General features: G+C 69.1%; 24 protein-coding genes. 13 read left to right on the top strand and 11 right to left on the bottom strand.

Annotated elements, in window-relative coordinates:
- Nucleotides 1-186: 186 nt before the first annotated feature.
- Nucleotides 187-1020, bottom strand: a complete 834-nt coding sequence (locus CF68_RS26640) for an IclR family transcriptional regulator (RefSeq protein ID WP_035824760.1) — start codon at nucleotides 1018-1020, stop codon at nucleotides 187-189.
- Nucleotides 1021-1200: 180 nt separating this feature from the next.
- Between CF68_RS26640 and CF68_RS26635 the strand changes: the two genes are divergently transcribed.
- From CF68_RS26635 to rfaE2, 8 genes are all read left to right on the top strand, one after another.
- Nucleotides 1201-2199 carry a tripartite tricarboxylate transporter substrate binding protein gene (locus CF68_RS26635; RefSeq protein ID WP_035824757.1) on the top strand — a complete coding sequence of 333 codons (999 nt, stop codon included), beginning with the start codon at nucleotides 1201-1203 and terminating at the stop codon, nucleotides 2197-2199.
- A gap of 81 nt (nucleotides 2200-2280) precedes the next feature.
- On the top strand, nucleotides 2281-3261 hold the full coding sequence (locus tag CF68_RS26630) for a fumarylacetoacetate hydrolase family protein (protein ID WP_035824755.1): 981 nt from the start codon (nucleotides 2281-2283) through the stop codon (nucleotides 3259-3261).
- 120 nt (nucleotides 3262-3381) lie between these two features.
- Nucleotides 3382-4215, top strand: coding sequence for an enoyl-CoA hydratase/isomerase family protein (locus tag CF68_RS26625; RefSeq protein ID WP_035824753.1), 834 nt, complete (start codon nucleotides 3382-3384; stop codon nucleotides 4213-4215).
- 74 nt (nucleotides 4216-4289) lie between these two features.
- Nucleotides 4290-5081, top strand: coding sequence for a polyhydroxybutyrate granule multifunctional regulator PhaM (phaM, locus tag CF68_RS26620; RefSeq protein ID WP_035824751.1), 792 nt, complete (start codon nucleotides 4290-4292; stop codon nucleotides 5079-5081).
- A gap of 37 nt (nucleotides 5082-5118) precedes the next feature.
- On the top strand, nucleotides 5119-6384 hold the full coding sequence (locus CF68_RS26615) for a patatin-like phospholipase family protein (protein WP_035824748.1): 1266 nt from the start codon (nucleotides 5119-5121) through the stop codon (nucleotides 6382-6384).
- A 200-nt stretch (nucleotides 6385-6584) separates the two neighbouring features.
- On the top strand, nucleotides 6585-7448 hold the full coding sequence (locus CF68_RS26610) for a ferritin (RefSeq protein WP_035824746.1): 864 nt from the start codon (nucleotides 6585-6587) through the stop codon (nucleotides 7446-7448).
- A 531-nt stretch (nucleotides 7449-7979) separates the two neighbouring features.
- Entirely contained in the window at nucleotides 7980-8957 is a 978-nt protein-coding gene (locus CF68_RS26605; RefSeq protein ID WP_152548554.1) for a LysR family transcriptional regulator, read from the top strand.
- Nucleotides 8958-9059: 102 nt separating this feature from the next.
- Nucleotides 9060-9554 carry a D-glycero-beta-D-manno-heptose 1-phosphate adenylyltransferase gene (gene rfaE2, locus CF68_RS26600; RefSeq protein WP_018314376.1) on the top strand — a complete coding sequence of 165 codons (495 nt, stop codon included), beginning with the start codon at nucleotides 9060-9062 and terminating at the stop codon, nucleotides 9552-9554.
- Nucleotides 9555-9569: 15 nt separating this feature from the next.
- Here rfaE2 and CF68_RS26595 read toward each other — a convergent pair whose 3' ends face one another.
- The 3 genes from CF68_RS26595 to CF68_RS26585 are packed head-to-tail and all read right to left on the bottom strand — an operon-like array spanning nucleotide 9570 to nucleotide 12055.
- Nucleotides 9570-10298 (bottom strand): SPOR domain-containing protein, encoded by a 729-nt coding sequence (locus CF68_RS26595; RefSeq protein ID WP_035824741.1) that lies wholly within the window; start codon nucleotides 10296-10298, stop codon nucleotides 9570-9572.
- 42 nt (nucleotides 10299-10340) lie between these two features.
- Complete coding sequence (locus CF68_RS26590; RefSeq protein ID WP_035824738.1) at nucleotides 10341-11177, bottom strand: type III pantothenate kinase; 837 nt, start codon at nucleotides 11175-11177, stop codon at nucleotides 10341-10343.
- Nucleotides 11174-12055 (bottom strand): biotin--[acetyl-CoA-carboxylase] ligase, encoded by an 882-nt coding sequence (locus CF68_RS26585; RefSeq protein ID WP_035824766.1) that lies wholly within the window; start codon nucleotides 12053-12055, stop codon nucleotides 11174-11176. Before CF68_RS26585 ends, CF68_RS26590 begins: the two co-directional genes overlap by 4 nt.
- A 171-nt stretch (nucleotides 12056-12226) precedes the next feature.
- On the opposite strand from CF68_RS26585, the gene CF68_RS26580 reads away from it, so the two are divergent.
- Genes CF68_RS26580 through CF68_RS26560 form a run of 5 tightly spaced genes read left to right on the top strand, consistent with a single transcriptional unit; the run spans nucleotide 12227 to nucleotide 17122 of the window.
- Entirely contained in the window at nucleotides 12227-13363 is a 1137-nt protein-coding gene (locus CF68_RS26580) for an ABC transporter permease (RefSeq protein ID WP_035824736.1), read from the top strand.
- On the top strand, nucleotides 13360-14214 hold the full coding sequence (locus CF68_RS26575; RefSeq protein ID WP_035824735.1) for an ABC transporter ATP-binding protein: 855 nt from the start codon (nucleotides 13360-13362) through the stop codon (nucleotides 14212-14214). Before CF68_RS26580 ends, CF68_RS26575 begins: the two co-directional genes overlap by 4 nt.
- Nucleotides 14211-15152, top strand: coding sequence for an MlaD family protein (locus CF68_RS26570; protein WP_035824733.1), 942 nt, complete (start codon nucleotides 14211-14213; stop codon nucleotides 15150-15152). The genes CF68_RS26575 and CF68_RS26570 overlap by 4 nt, the downstream gene beginning before the upstream one ends.
- 10 nt (nucleotides 15153-15162) lie before the next feature.
- Nucleotides 15163-15852 (top strand): ABC-type transport auxiliary lipoprotein family protein, encoded by a 690-nt coding sequence (locus CF68_RS26565; protein WP_035824730.1) that lies wholly within the window; start codon nucleotides 15163-15165, stop codon nucleotides 15850-15852.
- 19 nt (nucleotides 15853-15871) lie between these two features.
- Nucleotides 15872-17122 (top strand): VanZ family protein, encoded by a 1251-nt coding sequence (locus CF68_RS26560; protein ID WP_035824728.1) that lies wholly within the window; start codon nucleotides 15872-15874, stop codon nucleotides 17120-17122.
- Nucleotides 17123-17125: 3 nt separating this feature from the next.
- Here CF68_RS26560 and pcp read toward each other — a convergent pair whose 3' ends face one another.
- From pcp to CF68_RS36520, 7 genes are all read right to left on the bottom strand, one after another.
- Entirely contained in the window at nucleotides 17126-17776 is a 651-nt protein-coding gene (gene pcp, locus CF68_RS26555; RefSeq protein WP_035824726.1) for a pyroglutamyl-peptidase I, read from the bottom strand.
- 15 nt (nucleotides 17777-17791) lie between these two features.
- On the bottom strand, nucleotides 17792-18742 hold the full coding sequence (locus CF68_RS26550; RefSeq protein WP_035824723.1) for a DUF979 domain-containing protein: 951 nt from the start codon (nucleotides 18740-18742) through the stop codon (nucleotides 17792-17794).
- Between the two features lie 10 nt (nucleotides 18743-18752).
- Nucleotides 18753-19481 carry a DUF969 domain-containing protein gene (locus tag CF68_RS26545; RefSeq protein WP_035824763.1) on the bottom strand — a complete coding sequence of 243 codons (729 nt, stop codon included), beginning with the start codon at nucleotides 19479-19481 and terminating at the stop codon, nucleotides 18753-18755.
- Between the two features lie 102 nt (nucleotides 19482-19583).
- Nucleotides 19584-20324: a 5-oxoprolinase subunit PxpA gene (gene pxpA / locus CF68_RS26540; RefSeq protein WP_035824721.1), complete on the bottom strand. Its 741-nt coding sequence runs from the start codon at nucleotides 20322-20324 to the stop codon at nucleotides 19584-19586.
- Between the two features lie 55 nt (nucleotides 20325-20379).
- On the bottom strand, nucleotides 20380-21399 hold the full coding sequence (locus tag CF68_RS26535) for a biotin-dependent carboxyltransferase family protein (RefSeq protein ID WP_035824718.1): 1020 nt from the start codon (nucleotides 21397-21399) through the stop codon (nucleotides 20380-20382).
- The gene (gene pxpB / locus CF68_RS26530; RefSeq protein ID WP_035824716.1) at nucleotides 21396-22043 is read right to left on the bottom strand and encodes a 5-oxoprolinase subunit PxpB; all 648 of its coding nucleotides are present in this window, start codon (nucleotides 22041-22043) and stop codon (nucleotides 21396-21398) included. The genes CF68_RS26535 and pxpB overlap by 4 nt, the downstream gene beginning before the upstream one ends.
- A 313-nt stretch (nucleotides 22044-22356) precedes the next feature.
- A partial coding sequence (locus CF68_RS36520) for a group II intron maturase-specific domain-containing protein (RefSeq protein ID WP_304413127.1) occupies nucleotides 22357-22765 on the bottom strand: 409 nt, incomplete at its 5' end.

Genomic DNA, 22765 nt, shown 5'->3' with positions numbered 1-22765 from the left:
CTGGGCGGCGGCAGCAGCACCGCTTCCAGCGTGGGCGTGCTGCTGACATCCATCGGGATCAGCGGCCCCGGCATGCGCACAAAGCCCACCACGGCCAGCACGTGGACCAGCAGCACCAGGGCGATCACGATGATCCAGCGCCGCCGGCGCCAGACGCGGGGATCCGCGCCGGGCCGGGCGTGAAGACTAGGATTGGCCGGTTTCTCCGGCCGGGGTGGCTGCACCAAGGTAGCCAAGTTCCGATGAGAGCTGTTGGGCGATGTCACGGATGCGACGATCCATCGTACCGCCCCATTCTGCATCGAATATGCTCTGCGCGCCCAGTACGATCAGCCCCATGGCCAGGTGGCCGTTGGCGTTGAACACCGGCATCGAGAACGCATTGATGCCCGGCAGCACGCCGCCGAGCGTGCGCGCCGCGCCATGCGCGCGCACCTCGGCGCAGATCGCGTCGTATTCGGCCAGCGAGCGCGGCATGTCGGGCACGCCGTCATTGCCGCGTGCGCCCAGTTCGCGCTCGATCAGCGGCAGGGTCTGCTTGCGCGGCAGGTAGGCGCCGTACAGGCGGCCGGTGGCGGAGTTCAGCATCGGCATCACGTCGCCCAGGCGCAGGCTGACGGTGACGGGATGGCTGGATTCCTCCCAGTGCACCACGGTGGGACCGTGGTTGCCCCATACGGCAATGCCGGCGGTCAGGTCCAGTTCATCGCGCAGATGCGACAGGATCGGGCGCGCCTTCTTGACCGGATCGAGACGGTTCAGCCCGGCCAGGCCCAGCTGCAGCGCGAACGGACCCAGGTCATAGCGCCCGCTGACGGGGTCCTGCGCCACCGCGCCCAGCCGCATGAAGCTGACGAGGTAGCGATGGGCCTTGGCCGGATTCATGTCGGCGGCGGCGGCCAGGTCGCGCAGCATCATCGCGCGCGGCGACACCGCCAGCGCCTGCAGCAGCCTGAAGCCCACCTCGATGGACTGGATGCCGGAACGCAGCTTGGTGTCTTCTTCTTCGATCTCTGACATGCGGCGGATGGTTTGCTATACGCGGGGGCGGGGGAAATTCGTAGGTAAATTTACTATAGCGAAATCGATTTACCAATTTTTAAGCCATCGGTAGACTTTCTTCGCAACAGACCTGGCCGGCGGCATGCCCCTCGTGCAAGCCCGCCCGAACCGGGCCCCTTTTTAACACGGAGACAACCGATGCGCCCCCTTGGCTACTTTCGCCCCGCCCTCGCCGCATTGACGGCCAGTACCCTGTTTGCCGCCCTGTTCACCGCCAGCGCTCCCGCACGCGCCGACGACTGGCCGTCGCAGCCGATCCGCTGGGTCGTGCCCTATCCCGCCGGCGGCGGCACCGACGTGGTGGCGCGCACCGTGGCGCAGGCCATCACCCCGGGGCTGGGCAAGCAGGTAGTGATCGACAACCGCCCGGGCGCGGCCACCATCGTCGGCGCCGATGCCGTGGCGCATGCCAAGCCCGACGGCTACACCGTGCTGACCGCCGACACTGCCACGCTGGCCGCCAATCCGTCGCTGTACAAGAAGCTGCCGTACAACCCGGACAAGGACTTCGTCTACATCGGCCAGCTTGCGCGCTTCCCGCTGGTGCTGGTGGCCAATCCCAACTTCCCGGCGCGCACGCTCAAGGAAGTGGTCGAGTACGCGCAGAAGAACCCGGGCAAGGTCAATTTCGCCTCGCCGGGGGCGGGCAGCCCGCACCACCTGGCGATGGAACTGTTCATGGACCAGACCCGGGTCAAGATGACGCACGTGCCCTACAAGGGAGCGGCGCCGGCGGTGCAGGACCTGCTCGCGGGCCAGGTCGACCTGATGTTCCTGGACCTGGCCTCGGGCCAGCAGAATGTGCAGGCCGGCAAGCTGCGCGCGCTCGGCGTGGCCACGCCCAAGCGCCTTGCCGTGCTGCCCAGCGTGCCGACCGTGGCCGAGGGCGGCGTGGCCGGCTTCGAGGCCTACGCCTGGCAAGGCATGGTGGCGCCGGCCGGCACGCCCAAGGCCGTGGTCACGCGCCTGAACGCCGAGCTGGTCAAGGCGCTGAAGACGCCCGAGGTGCAGAAGAAGCTGGAAGGCGTCGGCGTGGAAGCGGTCTACAGCACGCCCGAGGAATTCGCCAGCTACGCGCGCGCCGAGGGCGAGCGCTGGGGCAAGCTGATCAAGGCCAAGGGCATCACCGTCGACTGACTGGCGCGCGGGCGCGCCACGGTAGACTAGCGGCCATTGCGCCTGCCCCGCGGGCGCCCCGATCCCTACCGCACTGCACCCATGAAACTCGCAACCCTGAAGGACGGTTCGCGCGACGGCCAGCTGGTGGTCGTGTCGCGCGACCTGAAGCAAGCCCACTACGCCACCGATATCGCCGGCAAGCTGCAGACCGTGCTGGACGACTGGAATTTTTACGCGCCCCAGCTGCAGGACCTGTACGACGCGCTCAACGCCGGCCGCGCGCGCCATCCGTTCCCTTTCGCCCCCAAGGACTGCATGGCGCCGCTGCCGCGCGCCTACCAGTGGGCCGACGGCTCGGCCTACGTCAACCACGTCGAGCTGGTGCGCAAGGCGCGCGGCGCCGAGATGCCGCCTGAGTTCTGGACCGACCCGCTGATGTACCAGGGCGGCTCGGACGACTTCGTCGGTCCGCAGGACGATATCGTCTGCGCCAGCGAAGCCTTCGGCATCGACTTCGAGGCCGAGGTGGCCGTGATCACCGGCGACGTGAGGATGGGCGCCACGCCCGAGCAGGCCGGCGAAGCCATCCGCCTGGTGATGCTGGCCAACGATGTGTCGCTGCGTAACCTGATCCCGGCCGAACTGGGCAAGGGCTTCGGCTTCTTCCAGAGCAAGCCGGCCACGGCGTTCTCGCCGGTGGCGGTAACCCCCGACGAACTCGGCGAGGCCTGGCGCGAGCGCAAGGTGCACCTGCCGATGACCGTGCACTGGAACAGCAAGAAGGTGGGCCAGCCCGACTGCGGCACCGACATGGTGTTCGACTTCGGCCAGCTGATCGCCCATGTCTGCAAGACGCGCAACGTGCGCGCCGGCAGCATCGTGGGCTCGGGCACGATCTCCAACGTCGACCGCAAGAAGGGCTACTGCTGCATCGCCGAGAAGCGCATGCTGGAAACCATCGATGAGGGCAAGCCCGTGACCGAGTTCATGAAGTTCGGCGACGCGGTCAAGATCGAGATGTTCGACGCGCAGGGCCATTCGGTATTCGGCGCCATCGACCAGCTGGTGGCAGCGGCCTGAGGCACGTTGGGGCCGCGGAGTGCGGCGGCGAGCCGGATGTGCATATAATTAACCGACCGATCGGTTGGCAAATAACGATGCATGCGGCGCGCCGCTAACCCCGTACCTCTCAGGCCCCCAATGACTACCCCCACCGCTGACTCCACACCCCTCTCCCCCCGCTACGAGCGCTATCGCGCACTGACGCTGCGCCGCCACGGCCCCATCCTCGAAATCATCATGGGCGCGGCCCAGTCGGCCAACCAGAAGCTGGCCACGGCGGACGCCAGCATGCACCGCGAGCTGGCCGAGATCTGGCGCGACGTATCCGCCGACCCCGAGGTGCGCGTGGCGCTGATCCGCGGCGAGGGCAAGGGCTTCTCGGCCGGCGGCGACCTGGCCCTGGTCGAGGACATGGCCAACGATTTCGAGACCCGCACCCGCGTCTGGCATGAGGCGCGCGACCTGGTCTACAACGTCATCAACTGCGACAAGCCGGTGGTCTCGGCCATGCACGGTCCCGCCGTCGGCGCCGGGCTGGTGGCGGGCCTGCTGGCCGATATCTCGATCGCGGCCAGGACCGCGCGCATCGTCGACGGCCATACCCGGCTGGGCGTGGCCGCGGGCGACCATGCCGCCATCGTGTGGCCGCTGCTGTGCGGAATGGCCAAGGCCAAGTACTATCTGATGCTGTGCGAGTCGGTCAGCGGCGAGGAAGCCGAGCGGATCGGCCTGGTCTCGCTGGCGGTGGAAGAGGACGAACTGGTGGCGCGCGCGTTCGAGGTGGCCAACCGGCTGGCGGCCGGGTCGCAGACCGCGATCCGCTGGACCAAGTACGCCCTCAACAACTGGCTGCGCATGGCCGGCCCCGCCTTCGATACCTCGCTGGCGCTTGAATTCATGGGCTTTGCCGGCCCCGACGTGCACGAAGGCGTGGCGAGCCTGCGCCAGAAGCGGCCGCCACAGTTCAGGTAACGACGACGCAGCCGCCGGCCCGACGGGCCCTCCTGGCCAATCCCGGGGCTGCGCCGCACACGGAGCGCTCGACCATGTTCGGACAGATTCCCGATTTCACCAACGGCTTCGACTTCATGCGCCGGCTGTGGGGCAGCGGCAGCGGCATGCCCGCCGGCATGATGCCCGGCCTGCAGGCGATGACGCCGCCGATGGACCTCGACGACCTCGACAAGCGCATTGCCGACCTGAAGGCCGTGGAGAGCTGGCTGCAACTGAACACCAACCTGCTGCGCACCACCATCCAGGGCCTGGAAGTGCAGCGCGCCACGCTGGTGGCGCTGCAGACCTTCGGCAACGCGCTGTCGCCCGAGGCCATGCAGTCCGCGATGGAAAACGTCGCGCGCGCGGCCAACACGCCCAGTGCCGCGGCGCCGGAGCGCGCCGCCGGCGCGGATGCCGGCAGCAGCGCACAACCGGAGCCGCCTGCCGCCGAGCACCCGCAAGCTGCGGCCAGCGACACCGATTCCGCCTTGCCGCCCAACGCCGCGCTGTGGTGGGACCTGCTGCAACAGCAGTTCAACCAGATCGCCAGCAGTGCCGCCGCGGCCAGCGTCGCCCCGTTCGGCATGGGTGGCATGGGCGGTTTCGGCGCCGCGGCCGGCCCCGAAACCGCAGCGCAAGCGGCTGCTGCAAAGCCGAAGACGGACGCGCCTGGCAAGGCCGCCTCCGCCGGCACGGGCAAGCCTGCCGCCAGGAAGGCGCCGGCAAAGAAGGCGCCGGCCAAAAAGGCGGCCAAGGCAAAACCGGCCAAGGACGCGGGCAACGGCGATGACAATGGCAAGAACGGGGGCAGCAACGGCGCCAATGGCAACAGCGCAGCCTGACCGCCAAAACCCCCGACAAATCGTCCACACCAACGCAATGCACCGCGAGTCCTTCCCGGCCCCCCACCGCGCGCTGCAATCCGGACCCAATCCCGCCGCCACCGCGCTGATCATGATGGGCGGCGGCGCGCGCGCCGCCTACCAGGCGGGCGTGCTGAGCGGGCTGGCACGCATTGCCGCGCGGCATGGCAAGGGCCATTGCGCGATGCCCTTCGGCATCATCGCCGGAACCTCGGCAGGCGCGATCAACGGCGCCGGGCTGGCGCTCCAGGCGGGGGACTTCCAGGCCGCCACGCAGAGCCTGGCGGCGCTGTGGCACAGCATCCATGCCGACGACGTCTACCGCACCGACGTGCTGCGCGTGGGCGTATCGGGCGCGCGCTGGCTGTCGACGCTGGCGCTGGGCTGGGCCACGCAGCGGCGCGCACCCCGCGCCCTGTTCGACAACACCCCGCTGGGCAGCATGCTGGGCGAGCTGTTCGAGCCCGAGCGCGTGCAGGCCAGCCTGGACAGCGGGGCGCTGCAGGCCTTCGCGGTCACCGCGCTGTCCTACAGCACCGGGCGCCACGTGACCTTCTACCAGTCGCACCACCGCATCCATCCGTGGCACCGCAGCCAGCGCATTGCGATCCCGGCGCAGATCACGGTGGACCACCTGCTGGCATCCGCGTCGATCCCGTTCCTGTTCCCGGCCATGCCGCTGGAGCTGGACGGCCACCATGAGTGGTTCGGCGATGGCACCATGCGGCAGATGTCGCCGCTGTCGCCGGCGATCCACCTGGGCGCGTCGCGCGTGCTGGCGATCGGCGCGGCCTCGCGCCAGCGCTCGGGCTGGTACGACACCGTGCCGTCCGGCGGCTACCCGTCGCTGGCGCAGGTGGGCGGGCAGGCGCTGGCCAGCATCTTCCTGGACGGGCTCAATGCCGACCTGGAACGGCTGCTGCATATCAACCGCCTGCTGGCGCGCATGCCGGAGCTGGCCGGCGACCGCGAGGGCTGGCGCCCGGTGCAGGTGATGACGATCTCCCCCAGCGAGCCGATCGAAGCCATTGCCGCCGAGCACCAGAAGCAGCTGCCGCGCACGGTACGCGCCCTGCTGGCGCCACTGGGCGGCACCGAGGCGCGCGGCGCCGCCTTCGCCAGCTACCTGCTGTTCGAACCCGCCTTCACCCAGGCCCTGATGGCACTGGGCGAGCGCGATGCCGAGGCCCAGGCGGACGAGCTGGCGGCGTTCCTGTTCGGCGTCGTCCCGGGCTCGCCACCGGCCGCGCTGCCGGTGGACGAACGCGCGCTTTCGCCCTGAGCACCCGCCCGCACATGGCGTCCTGCCAGGCGCCGTGGCTGGCACATTGAGGCCTCGGCGCTCCGCTGATCGCCCGCAATATGCAGCCGGCTGCGCCAAACCACGTCAAAAAGCGTTGCATTTGCCCCGATCCGGACTAAAAAAGGAGAAGAGAATAATTCGCATCTGGTAGAATCTGCCCGTAATTTCAAAGGCTTACCATGCTCTACCCCGAACTGTTCAAATCGTTGGAAGCCGTCCGCTGGCACATGGACAAGGACATCCCCTGGGACTCCTTTGACGCCAGCATGCTGACGGACGACCAGGCCAAGACCATCCGGATGAATGCGATCACGGAATGGTCCGCCCTGCCCGCGACCGAGATGTTCCTGCGCGACAACCGCCACGATTCTGATTTTTCGGCGTTCATGAGCATCTGGTTCTTTGAGGAACAGAAGCACTCGCTGGTGCTGATGGAGTACCTGCGCCGCTTCCGCCCGGACCTGGTGCCGACCGAGGAAGAACTGCACGCGGTGCGCTTCGAGTTCGACCCGGCCCCGCCGCTGGAAACCCTGATGCTGCATTTCTGCGGCGAGATCCGCCTGAACCACTGGTACCGCCGCGCCGCCGAATGGCACACGGAACCGGTGATCAAGCATATCTACCGCACCCTGTCGCAGGATGAAGCCCGCCATGGCGGCGCCTACCTGCGCTACATGAAGAAGTACCTGGCGCAGTTCGGCGACAGCGCGCGCGCCGCCTTTGCCAAGATCGGCGTGCTGATGGCCTCGGCCCGCCGCACCGAGAAGCCGCTGCACCCGACCAACCTGCACGTCAACAAGGCGCTGTTCCCCAACGACACGGTGCAGTCGCGCCTGCCGGATCCGGACTGGCTCGAGCACTGGCTGGACGAGCAGATCCGCTTTGACGAAGGCTGGGAGAAGAAGGTCATCGAACGGATCCTGCACAACATGTCGCTGCTGTTCGAACGCACCTTCGAATCGGTGCAGGACCTGAACCGCTACCGCAAGGAACTGAACGCCAGCCTGCAAGGCACGGGCGGGGCCCAGCCGGCGCAAGCCTGAGCGGCCAGTCCGGCAGCACGAAAAAAAGCCCCGCCGAAGCGGGGCTTTTTTTGTCCTACTTTTGCCTTGACGCATTCCCGACAAATGCGACCCGCCGCGGCGCACCGGATCTGGTCCGGCTGTGGCGGGTATTCTGCATTGCTGATTTCCTTATCCTGGAAATTCAAGCGCCTAGCATGATAAACGAGCCTGCTGCCATGCAGGTAGTAGCCGGTTACCACATCACTCCATTCCCGTCCCACGCACTGCCGCGCTGTCACGCGGCGACGGCAAACCCATGCCTGGCGCCCGCTTGTCGAATAAATTTATATCCGAAAATAAAATATTTAAATCACACGCCGATTATCCAGAAAACCTATTCGATGCAACTTCGACATTACGAATTCATTTAATTCGTGGTGTAATGCCCCGTAATTTCGATAACATCTTAATTATCGCCAGCCGCTGCCGTCAGCACATTTTCATACCGGGGCGCGATAACGATCAGGCAGGGGTAAAGGATTGCGGCATATCGATTTCAAGGCACTGTCCATGTTCGTCCAGGTGATGCGCTACGGCAGCATCAGCGTGGCCGCGCAGGCTCTCGGCATGCGCCAGCCCACGGTGGCCTATGCCATCCGCAAGCTGCGCGACGTGACCGGCGACCAGCTGTTCTTCGAGCGGCGCGGCACCGTGGTGCCGACTGAGTACGGGCTGCGCCTGGAGCGCGCCGCGGCCGGCATGCTGGAACGCTGGCACGGCCTGGTGACGCAGGCCGGGGAGCGGCCACAACGCAGTGCGGGGTCGCGCGAGGTGTTGCGCATAGGCTTGTCGATGGCGCTGGGCGATCCCGCGCTGGCGCAGGTGCTGGCAAGCCTGGCGGCCGCATTGCCCGATGTGCATCTCACCTCCGGCACGATCGGCAACGGCCAGCAGACCGGGCAGGCCCTGGCCCGGGGCCAGATCGACTGCGCCGTCACGGTCGACGGACTGCCCGGCGCGGGCGGCGTCATGGCCGAGCACGTGATGATGGCCCAGCGCAGCCTGATCCGGCTGGCACCGGCGCGAGCCGCAGGCAATCTCGACGAAAGCGGCGCGCCGGACCCGCGCGAGCACTGGACCCTGCTGACCGACGACGCCGATACCGAGCACCCCGTGCGGCGCTACCTGGCCGGCGTGGCCGACGATGTCAGGCTGACCGTGGCGCCGTCATGGAATGCGCAGATGGCGCTGTGGCGCTCGCGCGGCGGGGTGACGCCGGTGCTGAAGTACAACGTGCCCTGGGTCGACGGCGCCAACGCGGCCTATGTGGCGGAGGTACCCGAAGGCTTCCCGGCGTGGGCCAGCGTGCGCCTGCTCTACCTGGGCGGCAACGCGCAGGCCGCGCATATCGACGCCGTGCGGCAGGCGCTGCAGGGCACCTTGCGCGGCATTGCCACCGCGTCGGTGCAGCAGGCCCAGCCGGTCTCCGGTCCGGCAGCCAGGGATGTCGCCAACGACGCAGCCATGAGGGTGTGCGTGACGGGGTAACCAGGGCCCCACCGCCGGCGGGAATCCCAGGAAGGGGTACCATCTCGGGCAAGCACGCCGGCGCCGACCAGGGGCCGGCCTCCACTTTCCGATGCCGACCCCATGTCCGTACCCGCTTTCGAATCCAAGCTGACCCTGCCTGACACCCCCGCCGCGCTGGCCGCTCGCATTGCCGCCTTGCCGCGCCCGCTGGTGTTCACCAATGGCGTCTTCGACATCCTGCACCGCGGCCATGCCACCTACCTGGCACAGGCGCGCGCACTGGGCGCGAGCCTGGTGGTCGGCGTCAACAGCGATGCTTCCGTAAGGATGCTGGGCAAGGGCGACGACCGTCCGCTCAACCATGAATCGGACCGCATGGCGCTGCTGGCCGCGCTGGAGTCGGTCGACCTGGTGGCGATGTTCCGCGAACAGACCCCGGTGGAGCTGATCCGCCTGGTGCGCCCCGACATCTACGTCAAGGGCGGCGACTACGACATCGACACGCTGGAAGAAACCCGGCTGGTGCGCAGTTGGGGCGGCCAGGCCTACGCCATCCCCTTCCTGCACGACCGCTCGACCACCAAGCTGCTGACCAGGGTACGCCAGGGCAGCTAAGGCAGCCCAGGGCGCTCAGGAACAGGCCAGCACGTCCTCGGCGCCGTAGCGCTGGCGCATGGCCTCGAGCCGGGCGCGCGCCGCGTCGTCGGCATCGCGCACGCGCAGCCACTGCCGCGTGAGCGGCCGCGCGGCCTCGGTCAGCATGGCGGTGCGCACGCCATGGCCGCGCAGGGAATCGAGATACTGCTCGGCACGCTCGCGCTCGCGGAAGAGGCCCAGCGACACCGTATAGGTCGCGGCCTCAGGCGTGCCGGCGGTCACCAGCGAGTACTCGGTCACATTGCGCCGGCGCAGTTCGGCCAGCTTGCGCTCGGCATGCTCGCGCGTGGGCTGCGCGGGCAGATGAACCCACCAGCGCACCTGTTCCTGCCGCACGAACGCTTCCACGCGCAGCGCGGCGGCGGCCAGGTCTTCAGTGGCGCGGCGCGCCGCCTGGGCGCTGAAGCCACCGATCTCGATGCAGGCAGCCGCCAGCGTGGCCGACGGCAGCGCGCTGCGCGGTGCGGCATCCGCCGCTGGTGCCGATGCCGGCGCCAATCGCGGCGCCTGCACCCGCATCCGCTCACCACGCACCTGCTGCTGCAGCCGCTGCGGCTCGCGCGGCGTTTCAAACCAGCCGGCGAGCGGGTTCGCGCCGAACACCCCGAGCACTGCTCCCAGCAGCACGGCGTTGGCGAGCAGCAGCAACAGCGGGACGATGCGCGGCGAGCGTGGCCGGGCGGGCTGGCCTGGGGTGGTCATGGGTTGGGGCGGATTGGGGCGAGTGAGAAGTTGCGCTGCGCGCTAGGCCGATGCCATCGCGTGCAGGCCGAGCAGCACCAGATTATCGTGCATCTCGAACGGCACTGCGAGCGCGCCTGCCAGCGCGCCGCGGGCACCGCCGGACAGCAGGCAGCGCACGGGGCGACGCGCTGGCCCGCGCTCGCCCAGCGCGCGCCAGGTGCGTTCGATGGCGCCGGCCTGCGCGGCCAGGCAGCCCGCGGCAATGGCGTCGTGCGTATTGTCGGCCCAGCGCAGGTGCGCGCCGGCCACGGTGCCGGCATCGTCCACCTCCAGCGCCGGCAGCTGCGCGGTGTTGCGCGCCAGCGTGCCCAGCATCAGCGCCAGCCCGGGCAGGATCAGGCCGCCCTCGAAGCGCGCGCTGCCATCCGCCGCGGCCGTGACGATATCCAGCGTGGTGGCCGTGCCCGCGGTCACCACCAGCAGCGTGTCGTGCGGCAGCCAGCGGTGTGCGCCGATGGCGCCGACCCAGCGGTCCACGCCCAGTTGCGTGGGCTCGCGGTAGCCGTTGGCCAGGTTGCCGTGCGCGGCGGCGCTGCGCACCCATTGCACCGGCGCACAGCCCCCGAAGGCGTCGGCCAGTGCCGCATCCACGGCGGCCGCAATCACCGGCCCGGCGACGTTGCTGATCCACACCGACGGCATCGGCCCGCTGCCGCGCAGCGCGCGCAGGTCCGCGGCCAGTGTCTGCAGCGCGCCGGCGTCGGCATGGGCGACCGCGCCGCCGTGCTGCCACGGCGCGGGCAGCGCGCCGGTGGCGGGCAGCGCCGCACCGGCTTCGCACCAGGCCCACTTGAGGCGGGTATTGCCGATATCGATCAGCAGATGCGGCGCGCTCATGCGGTGTCTCCCTGCCCCGGCGCGGGCCGCAGCGACAGCTCGCCGCTGGCGATGCGCTCAAGCCCCGCCGGCGTTTCCAGCAGCAGGTGGCCAGCCTCGTCGACGCCGCGCGCCATGCCTTCGGCGATCACCTTGCCCTCGTGCAGCAGCCGCACCGGCTGGTCGCGGTAGGCATCGGCCGCGGACCAGCGCCGCGCCATCGGCCCGAAACCGTGCGCCAGGAACGCGGTGCGCATGGCCGCCAGCCGTTCCAGCAGCGCGGCCAGCAGGCGCGGGGCATCGCGCTGCGCGTCGAAGCCGGGCATGGCCTCGGCCACGCCAGCCAGCTCGCGGCCCAGCGCCGCTTCCATCTGCGCGTCGCGTACCAGGTTCAGGCCGATGCCGATCACGGCCCAGACCCGCTGCGGCCCGGCCGGCACCGCCTCGATCAGGATGCCGGCCAGCTTGCGGCCATCGATCTGGAGGTCATTAGGCCATTTCAGCCCGACCCGTGCGCCGAGGCCCGCTTCGACATCGCCCAGGGCCTCGGCCAGCGCCAGGCCCACGGCCAGGCTCAGGCCGCTCAGTTGCGCCGGCGCCAGCGCCAGCGGCAGAGCCACCGAGAAGGTCATGCCTGCCTGCCCCTGCCACGGCCGGCCCTGGCGCCCGCGCCCGGCGGTCTGGCGGTAGGCCAGGCGCAGCCTGCCGGCGTCGGACCACGGCGCCTGGCGGCAGGCCGCGGTCAGGTCGGCATTGGTGGAGCCGGTTTCCTCCACCAGCTCCAGCGTCCAGTCGCTCAGCGCGGGCGACAGCATGCCGCGCAGCGCGCCGGCATCGATGCGCCAGTTGGCGCCGGATCGGGCGGAAGGGTCGGATGGCGTCGGAGGAACAGCGGACATGCGCGGCAAAGGACTGGGATCGATGGCGATCGTAGGAAACACAGGCGGGGCAGGGGCGCGCCCCATATGCCTGCGGCAGATGCCGCATTGTAGCCGCGCCGCCGCCTCGGCACGGCACGGTCGCGCCAGCGGGGCGGGTGGCTTAGAATCGAGACTCGGCCATCACATCGCATGCCCTTGGAACGCCAGACGACGCCAGACTTCCATATCACGCGCGGGGACGGAACCGTCAGCGTAGAGCTGCGTGGCGACTGGACCGCGCTCGCCCTGGCCGGCTGCCACCAGGCGCGGCAGCTGCGCGCGCAGCTGCATGAGCTGGCGCAGGCGCCAGACAGCGCGCAGTGGTCGCTGTCCGGCGTCGAGCGGCTGGACCATATCGGCGGGCAACTGCTGTGGCAGGCCTGGAACGGCGCGCTGCCGCAGCGGCTCGATGCCAGCGAAGGCCAGCGCCGCGTGTTCGAGCGCATCGCCGCGGTGCAGGACGAGGGCTGGAAGAAGCACATGGTGGACCGCTTCAACCCGGTCACGCTATTCGGGGCGAACGTGCTGTCGTTCGGCGCGCAGCTGGGCATCGGCGTCACCATGCTGGGCCAGCTGGCCTTCGACCTGCTGCGCCTTGCGCGCGTGCCGCAGCGCGGCCCCTGGCGCGAGATCTCGGCCAATATCTATAACGTCGGCTACAAGGCGCTCGGCATCACCGCGCTGGTGGGCTTCCTGATCGGCATCGTGCTGTCGTACCTGTCGGCCAACCAGTTGCGCACCTTTGGCGCCAGCACCTTCATCGTCAACATCCTCGGCATGGCGGTGATCCGCGAGCTGGGCCCGGTGCTGGCGGCAATCCTGATCGCGGGGCGCTCGGGCTCGGCCATCACCGCGCAGATCGGCGTGATGCGCGTGACGGAAGAACTCGATGCCATGCGCGTGATGGGCATTTCGCACGGCTTCCGGCTGATCATGCCGCGCGTGATCGCGCTGGCCATCTCCATGCCGCTGCTGGTGGCGTGGACCGATGTGATGGCGCTGGCCGGCGGCATGCTGGCCGCGCGCATGCAGCTGGGCATCAGCGCCGCCTTCTTCCTGCGCGAGCTGCCCGACGCCGTGCCGGTGGCCAACCTGTGGCTGGGCCTGGGCAAGGGCGTCGCCTTCGGCATCCTGATCGCGCTGACCGCGTGCCACTTCGGGCTGCGCATCAAGCCCAACACGCAAAGCCTGGGCGAAGGCACCACGGCCTCGGTGGTGACCGCGATCACCATCGTGATCCTGGCCGACGCGGTCTTCGCCATCCTGTTCAAGGACGTGGGCCTGTGAGCGCGGCGCCAGCTACCGGCACCCCGGACGGGAAGGTCCGCAAGGACCGCACTCCGGTCATCGAGGTGCGCGACCTGGTCAAGCGCTTCGGCAAGGCCGTGGTGCATGACCATGTCAACCTGGACGTCTACCGCGACGAGGTGCTGTCGATCGTGGGCGGCTCGGGCAGCGGCAAGACCGTGCTGCTGCGCCAGATCGTGGGCCTGGAGCGGCCCACCTCGGGCAGCATCAAGGTGTTCGGCGAAGACCCGGCCCGGCTGCGCCCGGCGCAGCTGCAGGCGCTGCGCAGCCGCTGGGGGCTGCAGTTCCAGCGCGGCGCGCTGTTCTCGGCGCTGTCGGTGATCGACAATATCGCGCTGCCCCTGCGTGAGCTGCGCGCGCTGCCCGACAACCTGATCTGCCAGGCGGCGCTGCTCAAGCTGCAGCTGGTGGGCCTGTCGGCGCGCGATGCCGACAAGATGCCGTCGGACCTGTCCGGCGGCATGATCAAGCGCGTGGCGCTGGCGCGCGCGCTGGCGCTGGAGCCCGAGCTGCTGTTCCTGGACGAGCCCACCGCCGGGCTGGACCCGATGGCCTCGGACGACTACGTGGCGCTGATCCGCGAACTGCGCCGCGAACTGGGCCTGACGGTGGTGATGATCACGCACGACCTGGACACGCTGGTGGCGTTGTCCGACCGCGTCGCGGTGCTGGCCGACCACAAGGTGATCGCCGCGGCGCCGATCCCTGACGTGGTGAAGGTGGACCACCCCTTCATCCGCGAGTATTTCCTGGGCGAGCGCGCCCAGCGCGCCATGCAGGCGCTGCCGCCGCACGGGCAGCCGGATGCGGCGCCCCCTGGAGAAGCATGATGGAAAACAAGTCACACGCATTCCTGGCCGGCGTGTTCACCATCGGACTGGCCGTGCTGGTGCTGTTCGCGATCTTCTGGTTCAGCAGCGACCACGCGGTGCGCGTGCCGTATGACCTGATCACGCGCTCCACCGTCAACGGCCTTGGCCCGCAGGCCGACGTCAAGTACCGCGGGCTGGCCGTGGGCAAGGTCGAGTCGATCAAGTTCGACCCGCAGGTGCCGGGCCAGATCATTGTGCGCGTCAACGTCAACAAGGACACGCCGATCACACGCACCACCTATGGCACGCTGGGCTTCCAGGGCGTGACCGGGATCGCCTACGTGCAGCTCGACGACTCCGCCGCGCACGACCGCGCCACGGCCTCGCCGCCGTTGCCGACCTCGCCCAAGGCGGTGGCGCGCATCGCCATGCGCCCCGGCTTCTTCGAAGAGCTGGAAAAGCGCGGCGACTCGCTGCTGACGCAGACTGAAACGCTGATGGCCTCGCTCAACGACATGTTCCAGGGCGCCAACCGCGACGAGCTGATGGCCGCCATCCGCTCGGTGCGCAAGACCGCCGAGGACTACTCGCGGCTGTCCGATTCGCTGGGCCCGGCCGCCAACCGGCTGCCGAAGGTGACCGAGAACCTGAACGCCACGCTGGAATCGACCCGGCGCCTGACGCAGGAGCTGGCCAACCCCAACGGCACAGTGATGCGTACCGTCGACAGCGTCGGGCGCGACATGCAGGGTGCGGCCGCTTCAGTGCAGTCCGCGGCGGGCACCTTCAGCGAAGAGACCCTGCCGCAGCTCAATGGCCTGGCCCGCGACGCGCGCCAGACCGCGCGCACCTTCGAGCGCGCCGCCGGCCAGTTCAACGAAAGCCCGAGCAGCGTGCTGTTCGGCGCGCCCGCGCCCGCGCCGGGCCCGGGCGAGCCGGGCTTCAGCGCGCCGTAGCGCGGCCCGCATGCCACCCCTCACCCGATACCGCCAACCGCGAGATACCGCCGTGAACCCTGCGACCGAGATGCCACGCTTTCTCCGATCCGCGCGCTCCCGCCTCCAGGCCGCCCTGCTGCTGGCCGCCGCGGGGCTGGCGCTGTCAGGCTGCGCGCTGACGCGCGGCAACGACCCCACCGTCACCTACGACCTCGGCCCGCCGGCCGCCGCCACCCCCGGCAACGGGAACCCTGCGCCGGCGCGGCTGCCCAAACTGCGCGTGGCGCAGACCGACGGGCCCAACTGGCTCGACGGCAACGCCCTCTTCTACCGGCTGCAGTATGCGCAGGCGCAGCGCCTGCAGGCCTACGCCACGCAGCGCTGGGTGATGTCGCCCACGCGCCTGTTCGACGAGCGGCTGCGCGAGGCCGTGGCCGCGCGCGGCACGCTGAGCTGGTTCGGCGACAGCAGCGTGCCGGCGCTGAAGGTTGACCTGATCGAGTTCGACCAGGTCTTCGACAGCGCCACCACCAGCGAAGGCGTGGTGCGGCTGCGCGCCACGGTGTTCCAGCACGGCATGCTCGGCCAGCAGACCTTCGAGGCGCGCCGGCCCGCGGCCAGCGCCGATGGCGCCGGCGGCGTCAAGGCCCTGGCCGAGGCCAGCGACGCGGTGATCGCGGCGCTGCTCGACTGGATCGGCACGCTGCAGCTAAAGTAGAAACGCAAGGAGACATGCCATGGAGCCGGCTCCCCCGCCGCCCTCCGCGCCGCCCCCGGCGGCTCAGCCAACGCCAGAAGCCACCGGCCCGCAGCACTCGCCGCTGGCCCGGGTGGGGCTGATTTGCTTCACGCTGCTGGTCGTGTACGCCAGCCTGTACCCGTTCTCGGGCTGGGTCGACAACGGCGTTTCGCCGTTTGCCTTCCTGAGCGCGCCCAAGCCGCGCTACATCACCGACTTCGACCTGCTGACCAATGTGCTGGGGTACTTCCCGTTCGGCGCGCTGGTAGTGCTGTCGCTGCATCCGCGCATGTCGGGCGGGCGCGCCACGCTGGTGGCGCTGGTGGCCGGGGCGCTGCTGTCGGCCTGCATGGAGGCCTTCCAGACCTGGCTGCCAAGCCGCATTTCTTCCAATATCGACCTGATCACCAATGCGCTGGGCGCGCTGCTGGGCGGCGCGGTGGTGGCGCCGTTCACCCGGGCCCTGATCGACGACGGGCGCCTGACGCGCCTGCGCCATGCGTGGTTCGAGCCACACGCCAGCTTTGCCATCATCCTGCTGCTGCTGTGGCCGTTTGCGCAGGTGTTTCCGCAAGAGCACCTGTTCGGCATGGGCGGCATCGTGCGCGAATGGCTGACCGACCCGGAGTCCTGGCCGATGCAGGTGCTGCAGATGGTGTTCCCGCAGCTTGAGGCCTGGCAGGACCATATCGGCCTGCGGCCCGAGGACATGCAGAGCCAGCAGTTGCTGGAATCGCTGGTGACCGCCAGCAGCTGGGTCGGCACCGGCCTGTTCGCCTCGATCGCGATGCGCCGCAGCGCGCCGATGCTGCGCATCCTGGCCGGCCTGCTGGCCGCGGCGCTGCTGCTCAAGGCCACTGCCGCCGAACTGCAGTTTCCGTCCGAGAGCGCTTTTGTCTGGCTGTCCGAGGGCGGGCGCTTTGCTTTGCTGACCAGTTCGCTGGTGCTGGCGCTGCTGCTGTACCTGCCGCGCTGGCTGCGCGCGGTGCTGGCGATGGTGGCGCTGATCGTGCTGGTGGTGCTGACCAATGTGCTGCCATCCAACCCCTATGCGTGGATCTCGGAGCAAGGCTGGCGCATGGGCCGCTTCATCCACTTCAACAGCCTGGCGCAATGGCTGGGCTGGCTGTGGCCGTTCCTGGCGTTCTGCTATGTGATCTGGCGCTTCGAACAGGTCAGCCTGCGCCGCCATGCCAGGAAAAAAACCGCGGCGCGCCGTGAGGCGGCCGCGACCGGTACGCAGGAATAGAAACTAGTGCAGTTGGCCGCCTTGCTCGCGCACATCGGCGCGGGTCGACAGCGCCGTCGCCACCGCCGCGCGCAATCCCTTCACCAGCGTTTCCTGCGCCAGGCTGGGCTGGCCCGGATGGCGCGCCGCCTGCTCGGGCAGGTAGGGGATATGGATAAAGCCGCCGCGCGCGTCGCCATCCGGCTGCTGCGCCAGCCGGTGCATCAGCCCGTAGAAGACATGGTTGCAGACGAAGGTGCCGGCGGTCTGCGACACCGAGGCCGGCACGCCCGCCGCGCGCATGTCGCGCACCATCGCCTTGATCGGCAGCGTGGCAAAGTAGGCGGCCGGGCCGCCTGCGACGATGTCGGTATCGATCGGCTGGGCGCCGGCGTTGTCGGCAATGCGCGCATCGTCGACATTGATCGCCACGCGCTCGACCGACATCTCGGCGCGCCCGCCGGCCTGGCCCACGGCAATCACCAGCGCGGGCCGCAGCACATCGACCAGCTCGCCGATGGTGTCGATCGCCGCGCCGAACACGCACGGCAGCTGCCGCGCCACGATCACCGCGTCGCCCACGCGCTCGCCGTCGAGCGCGCGCACGGCCTCCCATGAGGGATTGATCGGTTCATTCTCGAACGGCTCGAAGCCGGTCAGCAGCACAGTACGCATGGCGGGGCTCCGCGGTTACATCAGGAAGTACAGCAGCGCGATATTGGCCACCAGGATCGCCAGCGCGGTCGGCACCTGCGCGCGGATCACGGCGTTCTTGTCGTCAAGTTCCAGCAGCGCCGCCGGCACGATATTGAAGTTGGCCGCCATCGGCGTCATCAGCGTGCCGCAATAGCCCGAGAACATGCCGATCGCAGCCATCACCGCCGGGTTACCGCCGAACATGCCGACCAGGATCGGCACGCCCACGCCGCCGGTCATCACCGGAAAGGCCGCGAAGCCGTTGCCCATGATCACGGTGAACAGCGCCATGCCCACGCAATAGACCGCCACCGCCACCAGCTTGTAGTCCATGTTGATATAGGCGGTGGACAGGTGCGCCACGGCCTTGCCCACGCCCGCGTCGGCGAACACCAGGCCCAGCATCGCCAGCATCTGCGGCAGTACCAGCGCCCAGCCCAGCGAATCGGTCAGCCGGCGCGACTCGCGCAGGCCCTGCGCCACGGTGTCGCGCGTGAGCCAGCACACCACCGCCAGCGAGATCAGGCAGCCGATCCCCAGCGAGACAAAGGTCACGTTCTTGGGATCGAGCAGCGGCAGGCCGGCGATCTTGACGTCCTTGAACAGCATGGTGCCGATCACAGTCACCAGCGGGATCAGCAGCGCCGGAATGAACAGCTTGTTGCCCAGGCGGCGCGCGCTGGCGCGGCGTTCCTCCTCGGGCAGGCTGTGGTGCTTGCCGTGGCCGACGCCGCCGAAGCCCGCGATCAGCGCCATCACCACCGCGCCGATGCCGACCGCGGCCGGCGGCAGCCGGTCGCCAATCAGGAATACGATCGCGTACAGCAGCCAGAACAGGCCGGTGCTGAGGCGGCGCGGATGCTCGCGGTCGGCGAAGGTCATCAGCGCGGTGATCGCCAGCACCAGGCCGGCGAGCCAGTAGAGATATTCGATGGAAATGATCATGGCGCGCTCCTTACTCTGCGCTCTTGGCAGGCGCGGCGGCCGGGGCGGCCTTGCCGCCCAGTTCGCGCTCGAGCCAGTGGTCCAGGCGCTTCAGGCGCACGGCATGGATCAGGAAAGCGCAGATCGCGGTGGGGATGCCCCACACGGCAATATGCAGCGGCTCCACGTCGATGTTCGACGACAGCAGGAAGGTGTGCATCAGCGCGATCGCGCCGAAGGCCACGAAGATGTCCTCGCCAAAGAACAGGCCGACATTGTCGGTGGCGGCGCAGAACGCCAGGATGCGCTGGCGCACCGGCTCGGGCAGGTGGCCGAAGCGGTTCTCGGCCGCGCCCTCGGCCATCGGCGCCAGCAGCGGGCGCACCATCTGCGGGTGCCCACCCAGGCTGGTCAGGCCGATCGCGGCGGTCAGCTCGCGCACGCCCAGGTAGACGATCAGCAGGCGGCCAACCGTGGCCGAGGCGATGCGCGCAATCCATGTCTGCGCATGCTCGCGCAGCCCGTGCCGCTCCAGCAGGCCGATCACGGCCAGCGGCAGCAGGATGATCAGCGGCAGGTTGCGCGCCTTGACGAAGGCGGTGCCGATCGCCGAGAAGATCTGCATCAGCGGCATCGGCGCGGCCAGCCCCGTGGCCAGCGCGGCGAGCACCACCACCAGCATGGGATTGAAGCGCAGCACGAAGCCGATGATGATGACGCCGACCCCGACAAGGGGCCAGAGGTTGACTGCCTGTTCCATGGAATACACCTGACTTTTTTGGTAAAGCCGGACGGTAGCTTGCCGTCCGGCTGAGGCAGCGCGGCGTGCCGCGCCAGGTACTGCCGACCGCGCCGCTTGCGCTCAGTCGCCGGCGCGGACCGCGATGCCTTCCGCGCCCAGCCGTTCCCGGATGCGCCGCGCAAAGGCCAGCGCGTGGGCGCCGTCGCCGTGCAGACACACGGTTTCGGCTTGAATCGGTACCCAGGTGCCGTCGATGGCGCGCACGCGTTTCTCGCGCACCATGGTCAGGGTCTGGTTCAGGGCGACTTCCTCATCCTCATGCAGCGCGCCCGGCGTGCCGCGCTTGACCAGCGTGCCGTCGGGGTTGTAGCCGCGGTCGGCAAAGACCTCCTGCTTGACGCGCAGGCCGGCCTCTTTGGCGATATCGATCATCTGGCTGCCGGCCAGGCCAAAGAACACCAGGCCGGCATCGAAGTCGCGCACCGCGCGCACGATGGCGCGGGCCAGCGCCGGATCGCGCACGGCCTGGTTGTACAGCGCGCCATGCGGCTTGACGTGATGCAGCTCGCCGCCCTGCGCGCGCACGATCGCGTCGAGCGCGCCGATCTGGTACAGCACGTCGGCGTAGACGTGTTCCGGGTCACGCTGCATCTCGGTGCGGCCGAAGTTCTCGCGGTCCGGGTAGCTCGGGTGCGCCCCGATCGCCACGCCGCGCTCCAGCGCCCACTTCACCGTCCGCACCATGGTGGCCGCGTCGCCCGCGTGCCAGCCGCACGCGATATTGGCCGAACTGATCAGCGCCAGCAGCGCCTCGTCGTTGTCACAGCCTTCGCCAAGGTCAGCGTTCAAATCGATCTGCATTGCCATTCTCCTGTGCGGCGCATTGCGTCGCCCGATTGATATTGCGCGTGCGCGCTTATGCGGCCACGCGCGTGCGTGCGCGCCGCCGCGCGGCGATGGGCATGCCATCGCCCTGCCACCGCAGCGCCTGGTCGATCTGGCGCAGGTAGCGCTCCAGCTCGGCCTGCGCCGCCTCTGCCTGCGCCAGCGTCACCTGCACGAAACGCACCGGCGCACCCAGCGGCACCTGCGCCAGCCGCCACAAGTCCGCGCCGATCACCACGCCGATCTTGGGATAGCCGCCGGTGGTCTGCGCATCGGCCATCAGCGCGATCGGCTGGCCGCCCGGCGGCACCTGCATCACGCCCGGCACCACGCCATGCGACAGCAGGTCGGCGCTGCGCTCGGCGCGCCGCGCCAGCGCGGGCCCGTTCAGGCGCAGCCCCATGCGGTTGCTGTTGGGCGTGACGGTCCAGTCGGCCTGCCACAGCGCGGCCTGCGAGGCCGCATCGAAATCCTCATATTCAGGCCCCGGCAGCATGCGGACCGGCGTGGCCTTGCCCTCGACGCTGGCGGGCAGCGCCCACGCCGGCGCCTGCACGCCGAGCCAGTCGGTCTCGGCCACCAGCCCCGGGCGCCCCGCCGCCAGGCGGTCGCCTTCCTGCAGCGCGCGCCCGCCCAGCCCGCCAAAGCCTGACTTCAGGTCGGTGCTGCGCGAGCCCATCACCGGCTCGACATCGATGCCGCCCGCCACGCACAGGTACACGCGCGTGCCGCCGCGCGTCGACGGCAGCGTCAGCGTCTCGCCCTTGTGCACGTCAAAGGCATGCCACGACCACACCGGCACGCCGTCCAGGTTGGCGCCACATTCGGCACCAGCCAGCGCCACGCGCATATCGGCATGAAAGCGCAGCGCGGCGCGGCCCAGCGTGAATTCAATGGCGGCGCAGCCCGGCGCATTGCCGAGCAGGCGGTTGCCGACCTCCACCGCCAGCATGTCCATGGCCCCGCAACGGCCCACGCCAAAACGGCGAAAGCCGGTACGGCCCAGGTCCTGCACCGAGGCGAGCGCACCGGGACGAATGATTTCGATCACGCGATGATTTCCTCGGCAACAAAGCGCACGGTATCGCCGGGCGCAAACAGGGACGGCGGATCCCGGTCCGCCACGAAGAGCTCGGCGTCGGTGCGCCCGATCAGCTGCCAGCCGCCCGGCAGCACCGCCGGATAGATCCCGGTCTGCTCGCCGCCAATGCCGACCGACCCGGCCGGCACCGCCACCCGCGGCTCACGCCGGCGCGGCGTGGCCAGCTCCGGCGCCAGGCCGCCCATATAGGCAAATCCCGGCTGGAAGCCCAGGAAGTAGACGACATACTCGCCGGCAGCGTGGCGGCGCACCACTTCCCGCGGCGTCAGTCCGGTATGGGCCGCCACATCGCCCAGGTCCGGGCCATGCTCGCCGCCGTAGCGCACCGGGATCTCCACCAGCTTGCCGGTCGCATTGCGCGCCTCGCCGGAGGCCCAGGCGAGCTTCAGGTTGCGCTCCAGCGCGTCCACGTCGGCGCTGCCGTCGAAGATCACGGTCAGGTTGTTCATGCCCGGCACCACGTCAACCACCCCGCGCCAGTCCTCGGCCCGGGCAGCCATCGCCCAGATCCGGCGCTGGACTTCCAGCGATGCGGGGGGAGCCACGCTGTACAGCAGCGCCTGCTCGGCGAGTCGGTGGATGGTGCAGTTCATGAGATTCCCGGTAGCGCACTTGCTACCAGTTTAGGCAGGCAAGCCGGAATGTGACGTGCTTGTATTTCATCGATAATTTATCGATGAATTCATCATATCGAAATGAGACAAGGAGAAACAGTCAGGATTGACCCTAGGGGCGCAAGGGCCACTGCGGCCGGCTGCACCATCGAGGTCTGTCGTCCTAATCGCGCTCGTTCATGTTCGGCCCTTCAGTGCCAACCGCGCACCTGTTGGGTCGGAGGAGGCGCGCTTGCGCGCTGGCCTCCGTCCGCCGCCCAAACTGCACGTGCGGTTTTCCCGCATGCAGCTTTCACGAAGATGCAGCATGCTGAGAAGCAATAGAAGGTATCAATCCAACAAGATTCACCAACCCGAGATCGCCATACAACTGCGCCTCCGGCAAGAGCTTCCAGCCCCGGTTGCGCCAGCGTTTGAATCGGTGTGACCATAAACGCCGCACGATCCAGCGGTCGAGCCGGTTGAAGATTCTTCGGACGTGGGAGCGCTTGTAATAGTGCCCCCAGCCCCGCAAGATAGGGTTAATTCGCGCTATCAGATCGCGCGTCCCAAGCGGAACACACCGCTGCGTGAGACGACGAACCTGATCCATAAGCCGCTGAATCGATTTCTCCCGGGGATATGCATATAGCGCCCCGGATCGCGCACCACTGCGGATCTTCGCGGCGGGCACCCTGCCCTCCGGGAAACTGCGAGCTGGC

This window comes from Cupriavidus sp. SK-4 (assembly GCF_000611125.1).
In the GTDB taxonomy this organism is placed as follows: Bacteria; Pseudomonadota; Gammaproteobacteria; order Burkholderiales; family Burkholderiaceae; genus Cupriavidus; species Cupriavidus necator.
The sequence above is the reverse complement of the archived record's forward strand: the minus strand, read 5'-3'. Positions and strand labels throughout refer to the sequence as shown.

Coding starts and splice junctions, on each gene's coding strand:
- CF68_RS26640 (WP_035824760.1), bottom strand. CDS start 1,020: ATGTCAGAGATCGAAGAAGAAGACACCAAGCTGCGTTCCGGCATCCAG.
- CF68_RS26635 (WP_035824757.1), top strand. CDS start 1,201: ATGCGCCCCCTTGGCTACTTTCGCCCCGCCCTCGCCGCATTGACGGCC.
- CF68_RS26630 (WP_035824755.1), top strand. CDS start 2,281: ATGAAACTCGCAACCCTGAAGGACGGTTCGCGCGACGGCCAGCTGGTG.
- CF68_RS26625 (WP_035824753.1), top strand. CDS start 3,382: ATGACTACCCCCACCGCTGACTCCACACCCCTCTCCCCCCGCTACGAG.
- phaM (WP_035824751.1), top strand. CDS start 4,290: ATGTTCGGACAGATTCCCGATTTCACCAACGGCTTCGACTTCATGCGC.
- CF68_RS26615 (WP_035824748.1), top strand. CDS start 5,119: ATGCACCGCGAGTCCTTCCCGGCCCCCCACCGCGCGCTGCAATCCGGA.
- CF68_RS26610 (WP_035824746.1), top strand. CDS start 6,585: ATGCTCTACCCCGAACTGTTCAAATCGTTGGAAGCCGTCCGCTGGCAC.
- CF68_RS26605 (WP_152548554.1), top strand. CDS start 7,980: ATGTTCGTCCAGGTGATGCGCTACGGCAGCATCAGCGTGGCCGCGCAG.
- rfaE2 (WP_018314376.1), top strand. CDS start 9,060: ATGTCCGTACCCGCTTTCGAATCCAAGCTGACCCTGCCTGACACCCCC.
- CF68_RS26595 (WP_035824741.1), bottom strand. CDS start 10,298: ATGACCACCCCAGGCCAGCCCGCCCGGCCACGCTCGCCGCGCATCGTC.
- CF68_RS26590 (WP_035824738.1), bottom strand. CDS start 11,177: ATGAGCGCGCCGCATCTGCTGATCGATATCGGCAATACCCGCCTCAAG.
- CF68_RS26585 (WP_035824766.1), bottom strand. CDS start 12,055: ATGTCCGCTGTTCCTCCGACGCCATCCGACCCTTCCGCCCGATCCGGC.
- CF68_RS26580 (WP_035824736.1), top strand. CDS start 12,227: ATGCCCTTGGAACGCCAGACGACGCCAGACTTCCATATCACGCGCGGG.
- CF68_RS26570 (WP_035824733.1), top strand. CDS start 14,211: ATGATGGAAAACAAGTCACACGCATTCCTGGCCGGCGTGTTCACCATC.
- CF68_RS26565 (WP_035824730.1), top strand. CDS start 15,163: ATGCCACCCCTCACCCGATACCGCCAACCGCGAGATACCGCCGTGAAC.
- CF68_RS26560 (WP_035824728.1), top strand. CDS start 15,872: ATGGAGCCGGCTCCCCCGCCGCCCTCCGCGCCGCCCCCGGCGGCTCAG.
- pcp (WP_035824726.1), bottom strand. CDS start 17,776: ATGCGTACTGTGCTGCTGACCGGCTTCGAGCCGTTCGAGAATGAACCG.
- CF68_RS26550 (WP_035824723.1), bottom strand. CDS start 18,742: ATGATCATTTCCATCGAATATCTCTACTGGCTCGCCGGCCTGGTGCTG.
- CF68_RS26545 (WP_035824763.1), bottom strand. CDS start 19,481: ATGGAACAGGCAGTCAACCTCTGGCCCCTTGTCGGGGTCGGCGTCATC.
- pxpA (WP_035824721.1), bottom strand. CDS start 20,324: ATGCAGATCGATTTGAACGCTGACCTTGGCGAAGGCTGTGACAACGAC.
- pxpB (WP_035824716.1), bottom strand. CDS start 22,043: ATGAACTGCACCATCCACCGACTCGCCGAGCAGGCGCTGCTGTACAGC.